Annotated in this window: 17 protein-coding genes, 1 tRNA gene and 1 pseudogene; 14 read left to right on the top strand and 5 right to left on the bottom strand. The window is 65.0% G+C overall.

Annotated elements, in window-relative coordinates; all coding sequences use genetic code 11:
- Nucleotides 1-86: 86 nt before the first annotated feature.
- The 4 genes from FJ424_RS01220 (at nt 87) to FJ424_RS01205 (ending at nt 4,158) form a co-directional block, all read left to right on the top strand.
- Nucleotides 87-959 carry a dimethylarginine dimethylaminohydrolase family protein gene (locus FJ424_RS01220; protein ID WP_140644734.1) on the top strand — a complete coding sequence of 291 codons (873 nt, stop codon included), beginning with the start codon at nt 87-89 and terminating at the stop codon, nt 957-959.
- Nucleotides 929-1,600: a TetR family transcriptional regulator C-terminal domain-containing protein gene (locus FJ424_RS01215; protein ID WP_140650600.1), complete on the top strand. Its 672-nt coding sequence runs from the start codon at nt 929-931 to the stop codon at nt 1,598-1,600. The genes FJ424_RS01220 and FJ424_RS01215 overlap by 31 nt, the downstream gene beginning before the upstream one ends.
- Before the next feature lie 74 nt (nt 1,601-1,674).
- Nucleotides 1,675-3,255, top strand: coding sequence for a 5-guanidino-2-oxopentanoate decarboxylase (locus FJ424_RS01210; RefSeq protein ID WP_140650597.1), 1,581 nt, complete (start codon nt 1,675-1,677; stop codon nt 3,253-3,255).
- 195 nt (nt 3,256-3,450) lie between these two features.
- Nucleotides 3,451-4,158 (top strand): SDR family NAD(P)-dependent oxidoreductase, encoded by a 708-nt coding sequence (locus FJ424_RS01205; RefSeq protein WP_140650594.1) that lies wholly within the window; start codon nt 3,451-3,453, stop codon nt 4,156-4,158.
- A 79-nt stretch (nt 4,159-4,237) separates the two neighbouring features.
- On the opposite strand, the gene rpsA is transcribed toward FJ424_RS01205, so the two are convergent.
- The 4 genes and pseudogenes from rpsA to aroA form a co-directional block, all read right to left on the bottom strand.
- Complete coding sequence (gene rpsA / locus FJ424_RS01200; protein WP_140644738.1) at nt 4,238-5,935, bottom strand: 30S ribosomal protein S1; 1,698 nt, start codon at nt 5,933-5,935, stop codon at nt 4,238-4,240.
- A gap of 195 nt (nt 5,936-6,130) precedes the next feature.
- On the bottom strand, nt 6,131-6,781 hold the full coding sequence (gene cmk / locus FJ424_RS01195) for a (d)CMP kinase (RefSeq protein WP_140644841.1): 651 nt from the start codon (nt 6,779-6,781) through the stop codon (nt 6,131-6,133).
- A gap of 27 nt (nt 6,782-6,808) precedes the next feature.
- Nucleotides 6,809-7,090, bottom strand: a pseudogene (locus tag FJ424_RS34425) (hypothetical protein); the annotation flags it as partial.
- A complete protein-coding gene (gene aroA, locus FJ424_RS01190; RefSeq protein ID WP_140650592.1) occupies nt 7,087-8,445 on the bottom strand; it encodes a 3-phosphoshikimate 1-carboxyvinyltransferase in 1,359 nt (452 codons plus the stop codon). The gene aroA and the pseudogene FJ424_RS34425, both read right to left, overlap by 4 nt.
- Nucleotides 8,446-8,641: 196 nt before the next feature.
- On the opposite strand from aroA, the gene FJ424_RS01185 reads away from it, so the two are divergent.
- The 3 genes from FJ424_RS01185 (at nt 8,642) to FJ424_RS01175 (ending at nt 9,766) form a co-directional block, all read left to right on the top strand.
- Nucleotides 8,642-9,037: a TIGR02300 family protein gene (locus tag FJ424_RS01185; protein ID WP_140650589.1), complete on the top strand. Its 396-nt coding sequence runs from the start codon at nt 8,642-8,644 to the stop codon at nt 9,035-9,037.
- Between the two features lie 161 nt (nt 9,038-9,198).
- Nucleotides 9,199-9,274, top strand: a tRNA-Ala gene (locus FJ424_RS01180).
- Nucleotides 9,275-9,409: 135 nt separating this feature from the next.
- Nucleotides 9,410-9,766 (top strand): hypothetical protein, encoded by a 357-nt coding sequence (locus FJ424_RS01175; protein ID WP_246677107.1) that lies wholly within the window; start codon nt 9,410-9,412, stop codon nt 9,764-9,766.
- Between the two features lie 124 nt (nt 9,767-9,890).
- Here the strand turns inward: FJ424_RS01175 and FJ424_RS01170 are convergent, their stop codons facing one another.
- Nucleotides 9,891-10,997, bottom strand: a complete 1,107-nt coding sequence (locus FJ424_RS01170; protein ID WP_140650586.1) for a lactonase family protein — start codon at nt 10,995-10,997, stop codon at nt 9,891-9,893.
- Nucleotides 10,998-11,201: 204 nt separating this feature from the next.
- Between FJ424_RS01170 and FJ424_RS01165 the strand changes: the two genes are divergently transcribed.
- The 7 genes from FJ424_RS01165 to FJ424_RS01135 all read left to right on the top strand — a co-directional run bounded on the left by FJ424_RS01165 (nt 11,202) and on the right by FJ424_RS01135 (nt 17,834).
- Nucleotides 11,202-11,753, top strand: a complete 552-nt coding sequence (locus tag FJ424_RS01165; RefSeq protein WP_140650583.1) for a MaoC family dehydratase — start codon at nt 11,202-11,204, stop codon at nt 11,751-11,753.
- Between the two features lie 3 nt (nt 11,754-11,756).
- The gene (locus FJ424_RS01160) at nt 11,757-12,917 is read left to right on the top strand and encodes a CaiB/BaiF CoA-transferase family protein (RefSeq protein WP_140650580.1); all 1,161 of its coding nucleotides are present in this window, start codon (nt 11,757-11,759) and stop codon (nt 12,915-12,917) included.
- Nucleotides 12,918-12,931: 14 nt separating this feature from the next.
- Nucleotides 12,932-14,059 (top strand): extracellular solute-binding protein, encoded by a 1,128-nt coding sequence (locus FJ424_RS01155; RefSeq protein ID WP_140650793.1) that lies wholly within the window; start codon nt 12,932-12,934, stop codon nt 14,057-14,059.
- Nucleotides 14,060-14,085: 26 nt separating this feature from the next.
- Nucleotides 14,086-15,270: a substrate-binding domain-containing protein gene (locus tag FJ424_RS01150; protein ID WP_140650577.1), complete on the top strand. Its 1,185-nt coding sequence runs from the start codon at nt 14,086-14,088 to the stop codon at nt 15,268-15,270.
- 158 nt (nt 15,271-15,428) lie between these two features.
- Nucleotides 15,429-16,166, top strand: a complete 738-nt coding sequence (locus FJ424_RS01145; RefSeq protein WP_140650574.1) for an ATP-binding cassette domain-containing protein — start codon at nt 15,429-15,431, stop codon at nt 16,164-16,166.
- Nucleotides 16,159-16,896, top strand: a complete 738-nt coding sequence (locus tag FJ424_RS01140; RefSeq protein ID WP_140650571.1) for an ATP-binding cassette domain-containing protein — start codon at nt 16,159-16,161, stop codon at nt 16,894-16,896. The genes FJ424_RS01145 and FJ424_RS01140 overlap by 8 nt, the downstream gene beginning before the upstream one ends.
- The gene (locus tag FJ424_RS01135) at nt 16,893-17,834 is read left to right on the top strand and encodes an ABC transporter permease (protein WP_140650569.1); all 942 of its coding nucleotides are present in this window, start codon (nt 16,893-16,895) and stop codon (nt 17,832-17,834) included. Before FJ424_RS01140 ends, FJ424_RS01135 begins: the two co-directional genes overlap by 4 nt.
- Nucleotides 17,835-17,837: the final 3 nt, after the last annotated feature.

The following is a 17,837-nucleotide window of genomic DNA, read 5'->3' as shown; positions in this document are numbered from 1 at the left end:
TTACGGCACTTGCGGCCTTGTTGCGCAAGTGTATAAATAGCCTTTCATGAAATTTTCACGATTTTTTTCATCTTAAAAGGACATCGATGAGCGCTTTCGGATCACAGTCCATGGCAGCGCCGCTGCGGCGCGTGCTGATGCGGTCGGCGGCCAACGCCATGCGCGACGCCGACAGGGCTGCCTGGCACTATGGCCCGGGATTCAACCCGGCGAAGGCCGCTTCGCAGCATGCGCTCCTTGCCGAGCTGGTGGCGGCTTCCGGCGCCGAAATCGAATGGATCGAGGACACGGCCGACGGCCTTTCGGATTCGGTGTTCACGCATGACCCGTCGCTGATGACCGACCGCGGCGCGCTGATCCTGTCCATGGGCAAGCCACTGCGCGCCCGGGAGCCCTCGCTGCATGAGGAAACCTACAAGCGACTGGGCATTCCGGTCCTCGGCCGGGTCGAGGCGCCTGGTCAGGTCGAAGGCGGTGACTGCGTATGGGTGGATGCCCGCACGCTGGCGATCGGGCGCGGTGTGCGCTCCAACCAGGAAGGCATCCAGCAGGTTTCCAACCTGCTGACGCCGCTGGGCGTTTCCGTCTACGGCTTCGATCTGCCGCTGTGGCAGGGCGAAGAGGCGTGCCTGCATCTGATGTCGGTGATCAGCCCGCTGGCCGACGACCTTGCCCTGGTCTATTCGCCGCTTCTGCCGGCCCCGTTCTATCAGATGCTGAAGGCGCGCGGCATCCGGCTGGTCGAAGGCGACGCCGAAGAGTTCGCCGCTTCCAACGGCCTCAGCCTGAACGTGCTGCCGACCAGCCCGCACAAGGTCATCGCCGTTGCAGGTTTTCCCAAGACCAAGGCCGCGATGGAAGCCGCCGGCTGCACGGTTGAGATATTCGAGGCGGACGCGCTCTGCATCGCCTGCGAAGGCGGGCCGACATGCTTGACGCGGCCGATCCTGCGCCAATGAATGCGCGCCGCAAGTTCCGCCGCGAGGGCGAGGAGCGGCGGCGGCAGGATCTGATCGATGCGACGCTCGACAGCGTGGCGGAACATGGCCTTCAGGGCGCCACCTTGCGTACCATCGCCTTACGCGCCGGCGTCACCGCCGGGCTGATCCGGCACTATTTCCCCGGCAAGGAAGAATTGCTGCAGGAAGCCTATACGGCGCTGGTCGGCCGCATGACCGAACAGGCGAAAGCGGCATTGGTCATGGAAGACGCCTCGCCGCGCCAACGCCTCGCGGCTTTCGTCACCGCCAACCTCAATGCGCCGATCATCGACCAGCGGGTGTTTTCGCTCTGGGCAACCTTCCTAGGCCGCGCCAATGCGGATCCGACGCTCGCCCGTGCCCACCGCGAAGGCTACCTTGGCTTTCGCAACGAGGTGGAAGCGGTCGTGGCCGAAGTGCTCGCCGCCGACCGGCGCAAGCCGGATGCAGGCAAGCTGCGCCACCATGCCATCGCGATCAACGCGATCATCGACGGGCTCTGGATCGAAGGCTGCCTGGCCGGCGAGATGTTCTCGCCCGGCGAGCTGGCGGCGATCGGCATCAAGGCCGTCGAGGCCGAACTCGGCCTCGCGGCGCTGGAGCAATTCCAGGAAAAATGAGAAGCGGTTGGGTTCGGCACTTCGCCGTAACTTTCCGTCCGCAATTGCGTAAGAAACAAAAGGAAGGAAATGCGATGACTACCATCGGCGAAGCGCTCATCACCCTGCTCGAAGCGCATGGCGTCGACACCGTCTTCGGCATTCCAGGCGTGCATACGGTCGAGCTCTATCGCGGCCTGGCGCGCTCGAGGATCCGCCACGTCACGCCGCGCCACGAGCAGGGGGCAGGCTTCATGGCCGATGGTTATGCGCGCGCCGGCGGCCGGCCGGGCGTCGCCTTCGTCATCACCGGACCGGGGCTGACCAACACCATCACCGCCATGGGCCAGGCGCGCGCCGATTCGGTGCCGATGCTGGTGATCTCCGGCGTCAACGCAACCGATACGCTGGGCAAGGGGTTGGGCTTCCTGCATGAGCTGCCGGATCAGCGCGGCATGATGGAAAAGGTCGCGCTGTTTTCCGAGCGTGTCATCGAGGCCGGGCAACTGCCGGGCGCTCTCGCCCGCGCCTTCGCCGTTTTCTCCTCCTCACGTCCGGGTCCGGTCCATATCGAGATCCCCACCGACGTCATGGTGAAGCCCGCCGACGATATCGCGGCAGCGCTGAGCAACGCCGCGCCGCCCGCCCCGGCCCCTGCGGCGACTGCCGAAGCGGCAAAGCTCATCAAGGCGGCGCGCCGGCCGCTGATCCTCGCCGGTGGCGGGGCAAGGAAGGCCGACGCTGGGCTGCGGCGCCTGGCCGAGACGCTTGGCGCGCCGGTCGTCGAGACCGCCAATGCGCGTGGCCTGCTGCATGGCCATCCGCTCTGCGTGCCGGCCAGCCCAAGTCTGAAGGCAGTGCGCGCGTTGATGGCGGACGCTGACCTGGTGATTGCCGCCGGCACGGAGTTCGGACCGACCGACTATGACGGCTATGGCGACGGCGGCTTCGTGCTGCCGAAGAACCTGATCCGTATCGATATCGGCGCCGACCAAATCGCGCGCCGGCCGGTGACGGTCGGCATCCAGGCGGATTGCGCCGAAGGGATCGAGGCTCTGCTTGCGGCGATCGGGCTCGGCCATGCTGCGGCAAGCGATGGCGAGGCTCGTTCGGCTGCCGCGCGGAAGGCAGCGCTAGCCGAATTGAAGCCCGACTATCTGGCGCAAGTTCATGCCGTGGAAACGATCCGCGACGCGCTGCCGGGCGCCATCATCGTCGGCGATTCGACCCAGCCGATCTATGCCGCAAACCTCTATTACGACCACGACCGTCCGGGCGGCTGGTTCAACGCAGCGACGGGCTTCGGCGCGCTGGGCTACGGTCCGCCGGCGGCGATCGGTGCGGCACTTGCGGTGCCCGAGGCGCCGGTGGTGTGCCTCACCGGCGACGGCGGCTTCCAGTTCACCTTACCGGAGATCGGCGCCGCGCTCGACGCCGAAGCGCCCGTGATCTTCGTCGTATGGAACAACCGCGGCTATCGCGAGATCGAGACCTCGATGCTCGATGTCGGCGTGGAGCCGGTCGGCGTGTCGCCGGCGCCGCCGGATTTCTGCAAGCTCGCCGAGGCCTATGGCATCGAGGCCGAGCGGCTGGCCGGGACCGGTGGTCTTGCCGAGGCGCTGAGGCGCGCCCGGGCGGCAGGCGAGCCGCGCGTCATCGAAATCACCGTCGACTGAAGACTGGCGCGTCTGCCAGTAGGCCCATTCCGGCGCCGGCAGATTGATGTCGCCTGCCAAGTTCCGACGCATGCAAAGACGCTGCGCCTGCCATGTCGATATTTCAATTGAGTGACGACGCGAAAGGCGCGACGTTCGAGCCTGGGGCGGCATAACCCAAGATATAATCAAAAAAATGACAGGAGCGGTCGAAGGATGACGGAAACGCTTAATGGCAGGCATGTCGTGGTGACGGGCGGTACTGGGGCGCTCGGCGGCGCGGTTGTCGGCAGATTGCTGGAGCAAGGCGCGATCTGCCACGTGCCCAATGCCCACGCGGCAGCCCCGCCGCATTTTCCTTACGCAGCCCATGCCAGCGTGCATCTGGCGCATAATGTCGACCTGTCGGATTCGGCCAAGGTCGAGGCCTTCTACCATCAGGTGCCCGCGCTCTGGGCTTCGATCCACCTTGCAGGCGGCTTCACCATGGCGCCGGTGGAAAAGATCGAGTCGGCCTCTTTCGCCGAGATGATGGAGACCAACGCCCGCACGGCCTTCCTGTGCAGCCGCGCCGCTGTGCGCTCGATGCTGGCGTCCAATACGGCCGGCCGCATCGTCAATGTCACCGCGCGCGCCGGCCTCGAGCCGAGGCGCGGCTCCGGCATGGTCGCCTATGCCGCGAGCAAGGCGGCGGTCGCGGCGATGACGGTGGCCATGGCCGAAGAGCTGAAACACAAGAGCATCCTGGTCAACGCCGTGGCGCCCTCGACGCTCGACACGCCCGCCAATCGCGCCGACATGCCCGACGCCGATTTCGCCAAATGGGTCAGTCTCGAAGCCGCCGCGGAAGCGATCGCCTATCTCGCCTCGCCCGCCAACCAGGCCATGAGCGGCACACTGGTTCCGTTGTACGGCCGCGCCTGAACTCGATATCCCGACAAAAGAAAAACCCGCCGGATCGCTCCGGCGGGTTTTTGCAGTTCGTCAGTTGAAGAGGCCTGGCTTAGTTGCCCTGCTTCTTCAGCGCCGCGCCCAGGATATCGCCCAGCGAGGCGCCGGAGTCGGTCGAGCCGTACTGGGCGACCGCTTCCTTTTCCTCGGCGATTTCCAGCGCCTTGATCGAGACCTGCAGCTTGCGGGTCTTCTTGTCGAAGGCGATGACGCGGGCGTCGACCTTCTGGCCGACGGTGAAGCGCTCGGGGCGCTGCTCGTCGCGGTCGCGCGAAAGGTCCGAACGCTTGATGAAGGTCTCGATGCCGCTGTCGACCAGCCGCACGTCCAGACCGCCATCCTTCACGCCGATGACCTCGCAGGTGACGACGGCGTTCTTGCGCAGCTCGCCGCTGTTGGCCGCTTCGCCGACAGTGTCACGGGCCAGCTGCTTGATGCCGAGCGAGATGCGCTCCTTCTCGATGTCGACGTCGAGCACCTGCGCCTTGACCACGTCGCCGCGATTGTACTCTTCGATGACCTGCTCGCCCGGACGGGTCCAGTCGAGGTCGGAAAGGTGCACCATGCCGTCCACGTCGCCTTCCAGGCCGATGAACAGGCCGAACTCGGTCTTGTTCTTGACCTCGCCCTCGACCTGGCTGCCGACCGGATGGCTCGAGGCGAAAGCCTGCCACGGATTTTCCAGCGTCTGCTTGAGGCCGAGCGAGATGCGGCGCTTGGCCGGATCGACCTCGAGCACCACCACGTCGACTTCCTGCGTCGTCGACAGAATCTTGCCGGGGTGCACGTTCTTTTTCGTCCACGACATTTCCGAAACGTGGATGAGGCCCTCGATGCCCGGCTCCAGCTCGACGAACGCGCCGTAGTCGGTGATGTTGGTGACGGTGCCCTTGATCTTCTTGCCGATCGGGAACTTGGTGCCGATATCCGACCACGGATCCGACTCGAGCTGCTTCATGCCGAGCGAGATGCGGTGGGTTTCCTGGTTGATGCGGATGATCTGCACCTTGACCGTCTGGCCGATGTTGAGGATCTCGGTCGGATGGTTGACGCGGCGCCATGCCATGTCGGTGACATGCAGCAGGCCGTCGATGCCGCCGAGGTCGACGAATGCACCGTAGTCGGTGATGTTCTTGACCACGCCTTCGACCACCTGGCCTTCCTCGAGGTTCTGCACGATTTCCGAACGCTGTTCGGCGCGGCTCTCCTCGAGCACGGTGCGGCGCGACACCACGATGTTGCCGCGGCGGCGATCCATCTTGAGGATCTCGAAGGGCTGCGGGTTGTGCATCAGCGGGGTGACGTCGCGGATCGGGCGGATATCGACCTGGCTGCGCGGCAGGAACGCCACGGCGCCGTCGAGGTCGACGGTGAAGCCGCCCTTGACCTGGTTGAAGATGACGCCTTCGACGCGCTCACCCTTGGTGAACTTCTCTTCGAGACGCACCCAGCTCTCCTCGCGGCGAGCCTTCTCGCGCGACAGCATGGCCTCGCCAAGCGCGTTCTCGATGCGCTCGACATAGACTTCGACGGTGTCGCCGACCTTGAGGGAGGATTCCTTGCCCTTGGCGCCGAATTCCTTCAGCGGCACGCGGCCTTCGACCTTGAGGCCGACATCGATGATGGCCATGTCCTTTTCGATCGCGGTGATCGTGCCCCGGACAACCTGACCCTCGCCGGAATGGCCGGCGGTGAATGATTCTTCGAGCATGCTCGCGAAATCGTCGCGAGACGGATTAGCAGCTGACATTGTTTCTCCTGGAATGCTCCGCTTCTGTCGCGGAGCGGGCGCCGTGGGTTAGCGTTGCGTGAGCCTGCCGGCGTTCCGGGCTGAAGAGCCCTTGGCCGCTGTTCAGGCGGCAAGTCCGGCGCATGAAGAATGCTGGCAGGCTGGTTCGTGCCCGATATGGGTATTTTCGCCGCCAACGGCAATCGAAAAACCTGATCAGGCCTTGTTTCTCTTGGCAAGGACGTCGTCAACGATCGCCATCGCCGCCAGAAACGCGGCTTCTATAGCCATTTCGCTGGTATCAAGCAAGTGCGCGTCGGCAGCCGGCTTGAGCGGCGAGTCGGCGCGGCCCATGTCGCGCTCGTCGCGGCGCTGGATATCGGCGAGGATTTCGCCGAAATCGGCCGTGCCGCCCATGCTCTCGATTTCGTTCAGCCGGCGTCGCGCCCGCACCTCGGCGCTGGCGGTCACATAGAGTTTTATCTCGGCGTCGGGGCAGACGACGGTGCCGATGTCGCGGCCGTCGAGCACCGCGCCCGGCGGCATCTTTGCGAAGTCGCGCTGCTTTTCGACCAGGATGCGCCGGACCGACGGGATGACGGCCACTTTCGAGGCGGCTTCGCCCACCGCATGCGCCGACAGCACCGAACGGTCGAGCCGCGTCAGGTCGACCTGGCGCGCCGCGGTTTCCGCCGCCGAGACATTGTCGAGCGGCAGCCCGACCTGCAGCAGCGCATGGGCGACTGCGCGATAGGTCAGCCCGGTGTCGAGCAGGTTCAGCCGGTAGTGGTCGGCCAGCCGCCGGGCCAGCGTGCCCTTGCCGGCCCCGGCGGGACCGTCGATGGCGATGGTGAAGGTCGAGGTCATTCGATGCCTTGACGCAAGCGCCTTGCGCCACTGGCGGTCGAATTCGGCCGCTGTGACCGGCAAGGCCTCGAAATCAGGACCCGAGTTGATCTCTTCGATATCGGGAAAGCCTTCGGTGGAATTTCGTGTCCCTCCGATTTCAAGGTCGTCTGATCCGTCCGGGGCATCACCGCGAATGGCGAAGCCAACCGACCCATCAGCATAGAACTCTATTGTCCGGTTTTGGAAATTGTCGTCTGCGATTTCATACCAGAGGTGAGATGGCTCTTCCGCGATCTCATGCTTCCAGTGAACGTAGACGTATTTCATACAATCTCCGCGCCCAGCCCCTTCATCAGTCCCATGAACTCCGGAAAACTCGTCGCGATCATCGCCTGGTCGTCGATCGTCACCGGCTTCTCGGTCGCCAGCCCCATGACGAGAAAGCTCATGGCGATGCGGTGGTCGAGATGCGTCTGCACGGTCGTGTCCTGGCCATTCGGATGGCCGCCCAGGCCCTTGCCGCCTGGCCTGCCGCGCACGGCAAGCGAAGCTTCGCCTTCCGTGCAGTCGACGCCGTTGAGCTTCAGCCCGTTGGCGACCGCCGACAGCCGGTCGGATTCCTTGACGCGCAATTCCTCCAGCCCCCGCATCAGCGTCTCGCCCTCGGCGAAGCTCGCGGCAACCGCCAGCACCGGATATTCGTCGATCATCGACGGCGCCCGCTCCGGCGGCACGGTGACGCCTTTCAGTTCGGAATAGCGCACGCGCAGGTCCGCCACGTCCTCGCCGCCGGCATTGCGCGGGTTGAGAATGTCGATCCGGCCGCCCATCTCCTGCAGCGTCAGCAAAAGCCCGGTGCGGGTCGGGTTCATCAGCACGTTCTCGATCGTGATGTCGGAGTCCGGCACGATGAGTGCCGCGACCAGCGGGAAGCCGGCCGAGGACGGGTCGCCCGGCACCGCGATGGTCTGCCCGGTGAGCTTGCCCTGGCCTTCGATGAAGATATGGCGCACGCCGCGCTCGTCGGTCTCGACGCTCAGATTGGCGCCGAAGCCTTTGAGCATCTTTTCGGTGTGGTCGCGCGTCATCACCGGTTCGATCACCGTGGTGATGCCGGGCGTGTTCAAGCCGGCAAGCAGCACCGCCGACTTCACCTGCGCGGACGCCATCGGCACGCGATAGGTGATGGGCGCGGCGTGTTTCGGGCCGCGCAGCGTGATCGGCATGCGGTCGCCGGGCGCTGCCTTCAGCACCTGCACGCCCATCTGGCGCAGCGGGTCGAGCACGCGGCCCATCGGCCGGCCGGAAAGCGAGGCGTCGCCGATGAAGGTGGTCTCCATGTCATAGGTGCCGACCAGCCCCATGGTGAGGCGCGAGCCGGTGCCGGCATTGCCGAAATCGAGCGGGCCTTCCGGCTGCAGCAGCGCGCCGTTGCCGGTACCGCGGATCACCCATTCGGCGCCCTTCTTTTCGACATGCGCGCCCATTGCCTTCATGGCGGCGCCCGTGCGCATCACGTCCTCGCCTTCGAGCAGGCCGGTGATGCGGGTCTCGCCGGAGGCGAGGCCGCCGAACATGAAGGAGCGATGCGAGATCGATTTGTCGCCCGGCACGCGCGCGGTGCCGGCAAGGGCAGGGGATTTGCGGGCCGTGGCTGGCTTAGCGGCGGCGGAATGAGACATCCTTGTCTTCCAAATGAAATGCCGGCTGGCCGGCTCGGTTCGTCATGCTGCGGCGGTCTCGTATCACGGTGCGTCGCAATGGTCATCCCCTTGCGCGAGGCCTTCGAATACGAGCATTTTACAATGCCGGCTTTTGGCTTTGACAGCGCTCAAAACTGCGGTTATGGGGTCCACTCTTTTATTGACGAGGCCTACTGTGGCAAAAGCTGAACTTGGCACCAAGCGTGTCGACCCCGAAACGGGTCGGAAATTCTACGATCTCAACAAGGATCCGATCGTCTCGCCCTATACCGGCAAGAGCTATCCACGCTCCTATTTCGACGAAGGCAAGATTTCCGCTGTCGAGGAAGATGAGGAAGTCGCCGAGAAGGAAGTGGACGCCGACGAAGAGGAAGGCGCCGAAGTCGTCTCGCTCGAGGAGGCCGATGACGAGGCCAAGGGCGGCGGCGACGATCTTCCCGATCTTGGCGATGATGAAGAAGATGTCGATCTCGGCGACGATGAGGACGACACCTTCCTTGCCGACGAAGAGGAAGAGGACGATGACGTCGCCGATATGATCGGCGTCGGCGACGACGATGACGAAGTCTGATTTCGTTTGCCGGCCATTTTGGCCTGTGACGAAAAAGCGGCTTTTCAAGGCTTGATCTTGACCGAAGGCGGCGCTAGAAGCCGCCAGCACTAAACGACGGCGCGGTTCCCAACCGCGCCGGATCTCTTCGCCGGAAACGGCGCCGGCCGACTGCCGGGAGTGGGGCCATAGCTCAGTTGGGAGAGCGCTTGAATGGCATTCAAGAGGTCGTCGGTTCGATTCCGATTGGCTCCACCAAACAGTCTGTTGCTCACGCTTGGCGTCGCGCTATTCGCGCTTGCTGCTTGCCAATCGACTCCAGACACACAGCCTGTTGCCGACCCGCAACCCGCCCCGGCCGCTGTTCCCGCTCCGGCCTCGCTGAATTCGGCCGTGCTGGATCAGACAGTCGCGGTCGTTCCGCCCGGCAAGGGCGTTCCGGCGAGATACGCCGCCTTCTCCGGCATCTGGGCGGGGCAGCTCAACGGCATGTATGATGGCAAGCTCGCGGTGCTGACGGTGTCCCCGGGCGGACAGGTGACGGCCAGCTACGCATGGGGCGACTTGGCCGACAACAAGCCGGGCGTCGCCGACGGCTCCGGCAGGATTTCCGGCAACACGCTGAAGTTCAGGCGGCTGCCGAACGGCGCCGACATCACGGCCACGTTGCCGTCGCCAGGAACACTCAACGTTACCTACGCGCTTGCCGGCCAGACCTATACCGGCTCGTTCGCCCGGGTCGGCCAGTGAGCAAAGTCAGCCGCTAAAGCGCGTCGCGCTGAAATGGATTTAGACGACGCGCTTTTAGGTCTTTGTTTTGATGCATGTCGTTGTCCCAGAACCGCTGCGCACTTCTGGGCGACATGCATTAGGATCAAAGCGGGTCCCGCGTGATCCGCACGCACATCGGCGTTCCGATTTCGATGGCGTGGCCGGTGTCAGTCAGCCGGCCGCTCGTCTCGTCGCGGGCGAAGATCGAGATGCGGTCGGCGTTCTGGTTGGCCGAAAACAGATGCCTGCCCGATGGCGTCAGCGCGAGGTTGCGCGGTGTCGCGCCGCCGCAAGGCGCGAAGTCGACCAGCTCCAATTTCCCAGACAGCTGGTCGACGGCGAAGATGGCGACGCTGTCATGGCCTCTGTTGGAGCCGTAGAGAAAGCGGCCGTCGGGCGAGAGCTGGATATCGGCGCAGTGATTATGCGCGCGCGCCTCTCCGGGAACCGCCGGCTTGGTATCGATGAGTTCAAGCCTGCCTGAAGACGGCTCAAGCGCCAGCGACACCACCGTCGAGTCCAGCTCGTTCATGACGAAGACGAAGCGGCCGTTCGGATGCAGCGCGACGTGACGCGGCCCGGCGCCGGGCGCCAGCGCCGAGGAAGCGAGCTTCATCAGCGTGCCGTCGGGCTCTATCCGGTAGGAGACCAGCTGGTCGATGCCGAGATCGGCGACGATGGCAACGCCGCCCTCAACGGTTTCGGTGACGCTGTGGGCGTGCGATTGCTCCTGCCGGTCGGCATTGGGGCCGGTGCCGGAATGCGCCACGCTCGCCAGCGGCGCGGTCAGGCCGCCGTCGGCCGCGAAGCCGAACACAGCGACCGCCTTGTCGGGGCCGCCGCTTCCCATGCCGTAATTCGCGACCAGCAGCTTGCCGCCGTCGCGGGTGATCGTGTTGTGCGCGGTGATGCTGCCAAGCGACGGCTGCTTGTTGATATAGGCGAGTGAATTGGTCGCGCGCTCGAAGCGATAGGCCGTGACCGTTCCCTCGCGCCAGGCGAAGACTTCCGAATTGGCATAGATGCGCGCCCCGTCCGGCGTCACCGACAGGAAGGTCGGGTTGTCGACCTCGTCGGTCTCGGCAAGCTTTTGCACGGCAAGCGTCGCCTCGTCGAAGGCGTAGACACCGAGGCCGACGCCGCGCGCCCCCTGGAAATAGGGAGCCTCGCGGTTGAGGCTGCCGACAAAGACAAGACACGCGCTTTGCATCGATCTTCCTCCCATCGCCGACGCTGCTGCGCTCGTGCCGGCTTTCCAAAAATTTCGCCGATCGTCGCTTGCAAGGCAATCCCATATGTGAAAATATTATTCACAAAAGAAAATTGACGGGAGGAAAAGCGACATGCGTCTCGCAATCCGGCTTCGTGCCCGGAACCGCCTTGCAGACCGCGCCGGAAGCTTCCGGAGAGGATCATGAGCGCGTTCGCGCCGACCATCGGCGTCGCCTCGACGCATCCTGCCGACATGCCTGAGGCGCATGCCGAAATCCCCGTCTGGAATTCGGAAAACTGGTTCTACGAGGACTGGCAGGTCGGCCACAAAATCCGCTCGCTCCGCCGCACCCTCGCCGAGGGCGAAAGCCATATGTTCAATGCGCTGGTGTTGGACATCCATCCTTACGTGCAGGACCAGATGTTCGCCGAGAAGGAAGGCATTTTCGGCCGGCGGCTGGTGGCGGGCGCCTTCGTCTTTTCGGCCGGGCTCGGCCTGGTCGCCACCAATTGCATCAACGCCTTTTCCTATGGCTATGACAAGCTCAGATTCATCAAGCCGGTCTTCATCGGCGACACCATCTATTCGATCCGAACCAACCTCGACAAAAAGCCGCGCTACCAGGACATGGGCCTGATCCGCGCCAGCTATGAAGTCTTCAAGGGTGAAGGAGAGCTGGTGCTCTACTGCGAGCATCTGCAGACGGTGAAATACAAGAACCCGGCCGATTTCGTCGGCAAGACAGAGAAGTGAACCGTGGCCGCTGAAAACGAACTTCCGCTGACCGGCCTCGTCGTCGTCGACATGAGCCAGTTCCTGTCGGGACCCTATTGCTCGCTGCGCCTGCTCGACCTCGGCGCGCGCGTCATCAAGATCGAGCGGCCGGATGGCGGCGACCTGTCGCGCCGGCTCTATCTCAGCGACACCGAGATCGGTGGCGATTCCACCATTTTCCACGCCATCAACCGCGGCAAGGAGAGCCTGGCCGTCGACCTCAAGAACGAGGCCGATCTTGCGATGTTGCGCGCGCTGATCGCCAGGGCCGACGTGCTCATCCAGAATTTCCGGCCGGGTGTCATCGAGCGGCTCGGCCTCGACTATGAGCATGTGAGAACGATCAACCCCCGGCTCGTCTACGCCTCGATCAGCGGCTATGGCGAGGACGGTCCCTGGGTCAAGCGCCCAGGGCAGGATCTGCTCGCCCAGGCCCGTTCCGGCGTGATGTGGCTGAACGGCGACGAGGAGCAGGGGCCCGTGCCGTTCGGCCTGGCGATCGCCGACATGCTGGCGGGCGCTGCCTGCGCGCAAGGCATCCTCGCCAAGCTGGTGCGGCGCGGCATCACCGGTGTGGGCGGCCATGTCGAGACCAGCCTCCTCGAGGCGCTGATCGATTTCCAGTTCGAGGTGCTGACCACGCATCTCAACGACGGCCGCCGTCTGCCGAAGCGCTCGTCCTTCCGCAGCGCCCACGCCTATCTGTCGGCGCCCTACGGCGTCTATCCGGCCAAGGACGGCCATCTGGCGATTGCCATGACGCCGATCCCGAAGATTGCCGACCTGCTCGAACTGCCCGAGCTCGACCCGTTCCGCGACAAACCTGCGACCTGGTTCACCGCCCGCGACGAGATCAAGGCGATCATCGCTAGGCGCATCGCGGAAAAAACCATCGACGAATGGCTGGCCGTGCTGGAGCCCGCCGATGTCTGGTGCGCCAAGGTGCTAACCTGGCCGGAACTGATGGAAAGCGACGGCTTCAAGACGCTCGACATGCTGCAGACCGTGACGCGCGAGGACAACGTCTCGATCCTAACCACCCGCACGCCGCTGCGCGTCGATGGGGCGCGCGCCAAGGTGGATCGCGCCGCCCCACGCATCGGCGAGCACAGCGACAGGATTCGCGCGGAGTTCGGCCTGTGATCCGGCTGAAAGGCATGACCTGGAGCCATCCGCGCGGTTACGATCCGATGGTGGCGTGCTCGGCGCTGTGGAAGGAAAAGACCAGCGTTTCGATCGAATGGGAAAAGCGCACGCTGCAGGATTTCGAATCCTTCCCGGTGGAAGAACTCGCTCGCGCCTATGATCTGATCGTCATCGACCATCCGCATGTCGGCCAGATCACCGCCGAAAAGTGTCTGGCGCCGCTCGATGTGCCGGGACGCGAGGCGGAACGCAAGGCACTCGCCGCCGGAAGTGTCGGCCAATCCTACCCGAGTTACATCTGGCAGGGTCGGCAATGGGCGTTTCCGATCGATGCCGCGACCCAGGTTCAGGCCTGGCGGCCGGATCTGATCGAAGCCGCGCCGGCGATCTGGACCGAAGTGCTGGCGCTTGCCGAGCAGGGCCGCGTTCTCTTGCCGCTCCGGCCGCCGCATTCGCTGATGTGCTTCTACACATTGGCCGCCGATCTTGGCCGGCCGTGCATCGTCGACGGTTCGGTCGACCTTATCGATGGCGAGACCGGCGAAACCGCCTTCGAGATGCTGCGCGAGATCGCGGCGCTCGTCGATCCCGCATGCCTGACCATGGACCCGATCGCGGTGTTTGAAAGGATGGCGGAAGCCAATTCCCGCATCGCCTGCGCGCCACTGATCTACGGTTATGTTCCCTATGCAGTGGCGGGTTTCCGACCGCACAGTCTTGCCTTCGCCGACATGCCGGTCGCCGGCGGCAACGGCCCGATCGGCTCGGCGCTTGGCGGAACCGGTATTGCCGTCTCGGCCTTTTCCGCCGCGCGCGAGGCGGCGATCGACTTCGCCTACTGGATCGCCAGCGGCGACGTGCAGCGCGGGCCTTACGCAGCCGCCGGCGGCCAGCCTGGCCATGCCGCGGCCTGGGAGGACGATGCCGTCAACGCCGCGACCGGCGACTTCTACCGCGACACGCGTGCGACGCTCGAAGGCGCCTGGGTCCGCCCGCGCCACGACGGCTACATGGCGTTCCAACAGCAGGCTTCGGACCGCATCAATGAAGGCCTTGCCGGCAGGCAGGACGCCGGCCAAGTCGTCGCCGACATCAATCGCCTGTTCAGGGAAAGTTTCGCGCCGGCCGCCGCCGGCTAGTTTCTGGTGCACCAAGGGAGGAAAAAATGACCAGCCTGATACGCGGCCTGCTCGCTGCAACCGCCATAGTCTCGATCCCGTTCGCCGCCCATGCCGCCGACGTGAAGTCGGTGATCGACGGCCTGCCTGCCGATCTCAAGGCGCAGTATGACGGCGCGCCGCAGAAAGTGCTGCCCTCGGCCTGGGATAATTTCACGCCGCCGGCCAAGCCGTGGAAATGGTGCCACTCGGAAAGCTACCAGGGCAATCCGTGGCGCGTATCGGTCACCAAGGAGCTGAAGCGGCTGGTCGAGGGCCTGATCGCCGACGGCACGGTATCGAGCTTCGAAGTGTCGGATTCGAACAACGACCCGAGCCAGCAGATCAACCAGATCCGCGCCTTCATCGACAAGAAATGTTCGATCATCACCTCGATCCCGGGCTCGGCGACGGCGCTCGACGATGCCGTGGATGCCGCTGCCAAGGCGGGCATCCCCTTCATTACGGCCGCGGGCTCGATCACCAGCCCCAACGCCATCAATGTCGATTCCAACTATGCCCGCTGGGGCTATGACATGATGACGGCGATCGGCAAGGCAAAGCCCGACGCCAGCGTGCTGGTGGTGGAAGGCATCGCCGGCCATCCGATCGTGGTCCAGGAAAAGCAGGGCGCCGACAAGGCGCTTGGCGAGAACAAGGGCCTCAAGGTCGCGCGCACCGTCAACGGCAACTGGACGGCCAACGTCACCAAGACCGTGGTGCTGCAGGCCATCGCCACCAATCCCGCGCCGATCGACGCGGTGTGGACGACCGGCTCCGAAAGCCGCGTCGTGGCCGAAGCCTTCGCCGAAGCCGGTCGGCCGGCGCCGCTGATCACCGGCTCGATCACCGGCGACGCGCTCGGCTACTGGAAGGCCAATCCCGACAAATACCGCTTCGAGGGCCATGCCGTGCTGCCGGGCTGGACCGCGCAGACGCTGTTTCGCGTCGGAGAGCGCATGCTCGACGGGCAGAAGCCGAAGCTCAACACGCTGCTGATCCCGATCCCGCCGGTGCATGCCGCCGAGCTCGACAAATGGTACAAGGACTGCATGACGCCGGATGCCGTTTCGGTCTTCCCGGTGCCGCCGACCGACCCGATGCCCGAGGACGTGCTCGACGCCTATTTCACCAATCCCGCGCCGACCAAGGGCTGGGATTATTCCAAGGTGCCGGACGCCTGCGCCAAGTGATGTTTTGCGAAGCCGGCTCTCGCTAAAGCAATTCCAGGAAAAGTGTGAAACGGTTTTCCGTCCGAAATTGCGTCAAAACGAAAAGATAGAGCGGTTTGCCGTTTCCGTGAAACGGTGAAACGCTCTAAGGGCCGGCTTCTCTGTTTTTGGAAAGAGACATGCTCGAAGTCCAAGGCGTTTCCAAGCGCTATGGCGAAACCGTCGCGCTGGCCGAGGCGTCGATCGCCTTCCGTCCAGGCACGATCCATACGATCCTCGGTGAGAATGGCTCGGGCAAGAGCACGCTCGTGAAACTGTTGTCCGGCATCGTGCAGCCGGATAGGGGTGCGATCCTGCTGGGCGGCAAAGCGTTTTCCGGCACGCAGCCCGCCGCCTTCCAGGCCGCCGGCTTTGCTACCGTCTTCCAGGAGGTGCTGGTCGCGCCCGATCGTTCGGTGACCGACAACATCCTGCTTGGCCTTGACGGCCTTTGGCGACGAGGCGTGCCGCGTGGCGACCGCCGCGCCCGGGCGCAAGCCGCGCTCGGCCGCTTCGCGGTGACGCCGATCGATCTCGACCGGCCATGCGGCGAGCTGCCGCTTGCCGCGCGACAGCTTGTCGTGCTTGCCCGCGCCGTCATCCGCAACCCGCGTGTCCTGATCCTCGACGAGGTGACGGCGGCGCTCGACTTCGCCGACCGCGAGTCGGTCTTCGCGCTTATGCGCGCGATGGCCGGGGCGGGCACGCTGATCCTGTTCATCACGCACCGCATGGACGAGGTAACGGCTTTGTCCGACCGGATATCCATCCTGCGCGCCGGCCGGGTGGTGAAGACCGAGGAGCGCGGTGTTTCGACGCCGGCCGAGCTTCTGGCGGCGATGGCGCCGCAGACGGCCGCGGAGCTGGCGCATGGCTGATGCAAAGGCCCTCCGTGTGCGGGAGCTCGTCATCGCTCCCGGTGTCGATCCGATCAGTCTGACGATCGCGGCGGGCGAGATTGTCGGTCTTGCCGGCCTCGACGGCCATGGCCAGGAACGCTTCCTGCGCGCGCTGGCCGGGCTCGAGCGGCCAGTCGCCGGCGAGATCGCAGTCGACGGCAAGGCGGGGTCGATCACCAGCTTCCGCAAGGCCGTCGCCGGCGGCATCGCCTATCTGCCGCGCGACCGCCGCTCGACCGGCATTTTCCCGACGCAGTCGGTGCTCGACAATTTCGCCATCTCCACCGTGTCGAACGACCGCCGCTTCGGCTTCTTGAGCTTCGCGGCACGCCGTCGTCGCTATGAGGCTTACAGGCAAAAACTCAGCATCGTCGCGCCGCGTCCGGATGCGGCCATAACGACGCTGTCCGGCGGCAACCAGCAGAAGGTGCTGCTCGCCCGCGCCTTGGCCCTGGAGCCGAACTTCCTTCTGCTCAACGATCCGACGCGCGGCGTCGACGTGGCGACCCGTCATGTGCTTTATGACGTCTTCCGTGGCCTCGCCGCCGAGGGCATGGCCTTGGTGATCCTGTCCAGCGAGATTGAGGAGATATTGCTTCTCTGCCACCGTGTGCTGGTGTTCCGCGAGCAGCGCGTGTCGGCCGAGTTCGCGGGCGCGGAGATGACCACCGACACGGTGATCGCCGCCATGTTCGGGCGCGCCGCATGAGCCCGGTCCTTCGCAAGCTCCGTGGCGTCGGATTTGCCGCGGTGATGCTCGTCGTCCTGCTCGTGCTCAACGTCACGCTCAACCCGGCGCGCTTTCAGCCTTCGTCCTGGGGCACGCTGCTGGGGCTGGCCGCACCGCTGATCGGCGCGGCCGTCGCCTCTGCCCCGGTCATCCTGGCGGGACGCGGCGGCATCGATATCTCCGTCGGTCCGCTCATGGGCTTCGTCAATGCTTTGGTCATCCAGGTGCTGTTCCTCAACCTCGGCATCTCGTCACCGTGGATCATTGTTCCCGCGGCTCTGCTGGTTGGCGCGGCGGTCGGCGCCGCGAACGGTGTGCTCGCCACGATCCTGCGCATTCAACCGATCGTGGCGACGCTCGGCACCTATCTGATCCTGACCGGCGTCACGCTCACCATCCTGCCGGCGCCGATCGGCCCCGCGCCGGACTGGCTGAAGGCGATGGCCGGGCCGCTCTCGATCCTACCGCTGGCGCTGATCGGCCTGTGCTGGCTCCTGGTGCGCCGAACGCCCTATTACGACCTGCTGATGGCCGTTGGCAGCGACGACCGCGCCGCCTATACCGCCGGAGTGCAGGTGACCAAGGTGCGGCTCATCGCCTATGTCCTGACCGGGATCTTCGCCGCCGCGGCTGGGCTGATGCTCACCGCGCTGATCGGCTCGGCCGACCCCAATATCGGCCCGACCTACACGCTGATTGCGATTGCCGCCGTGGCGCTCGGCGGCGTCAGCCTCGCCGGCGGGCGCGGCGGGCTTGGCGGCGCCGCGATCGGCGCCATCGACATCTTCCTGCTGCAGAGCCTGCTCACAACCTTCAACGTTTCAACCTATGTGCTGCAGATCGCCTATGGCCTGATCCTCGTTATCGCCGTGGTGCTGACGGCGGTGCAGGAACGGCTGTCGAGGCGGAAAGGCTGACCG

The sequence above is a fragment of the Mesorhizobium sp. B3-1-8 genome, from assembly GCF_006439495.1.
In the GTDB taxonomy this organism is placed as follows: Bacteria; Pseudomonadota; Alphaproteobacteria; order Rhizobiales; family Rhizobiaceae; genus Mesorhizobium.
The sequence above is the reverse complement of the archived record's forward strand: the minus strand, read 5'-3'. Positions and strand labels throughout refer to the sequence as shown.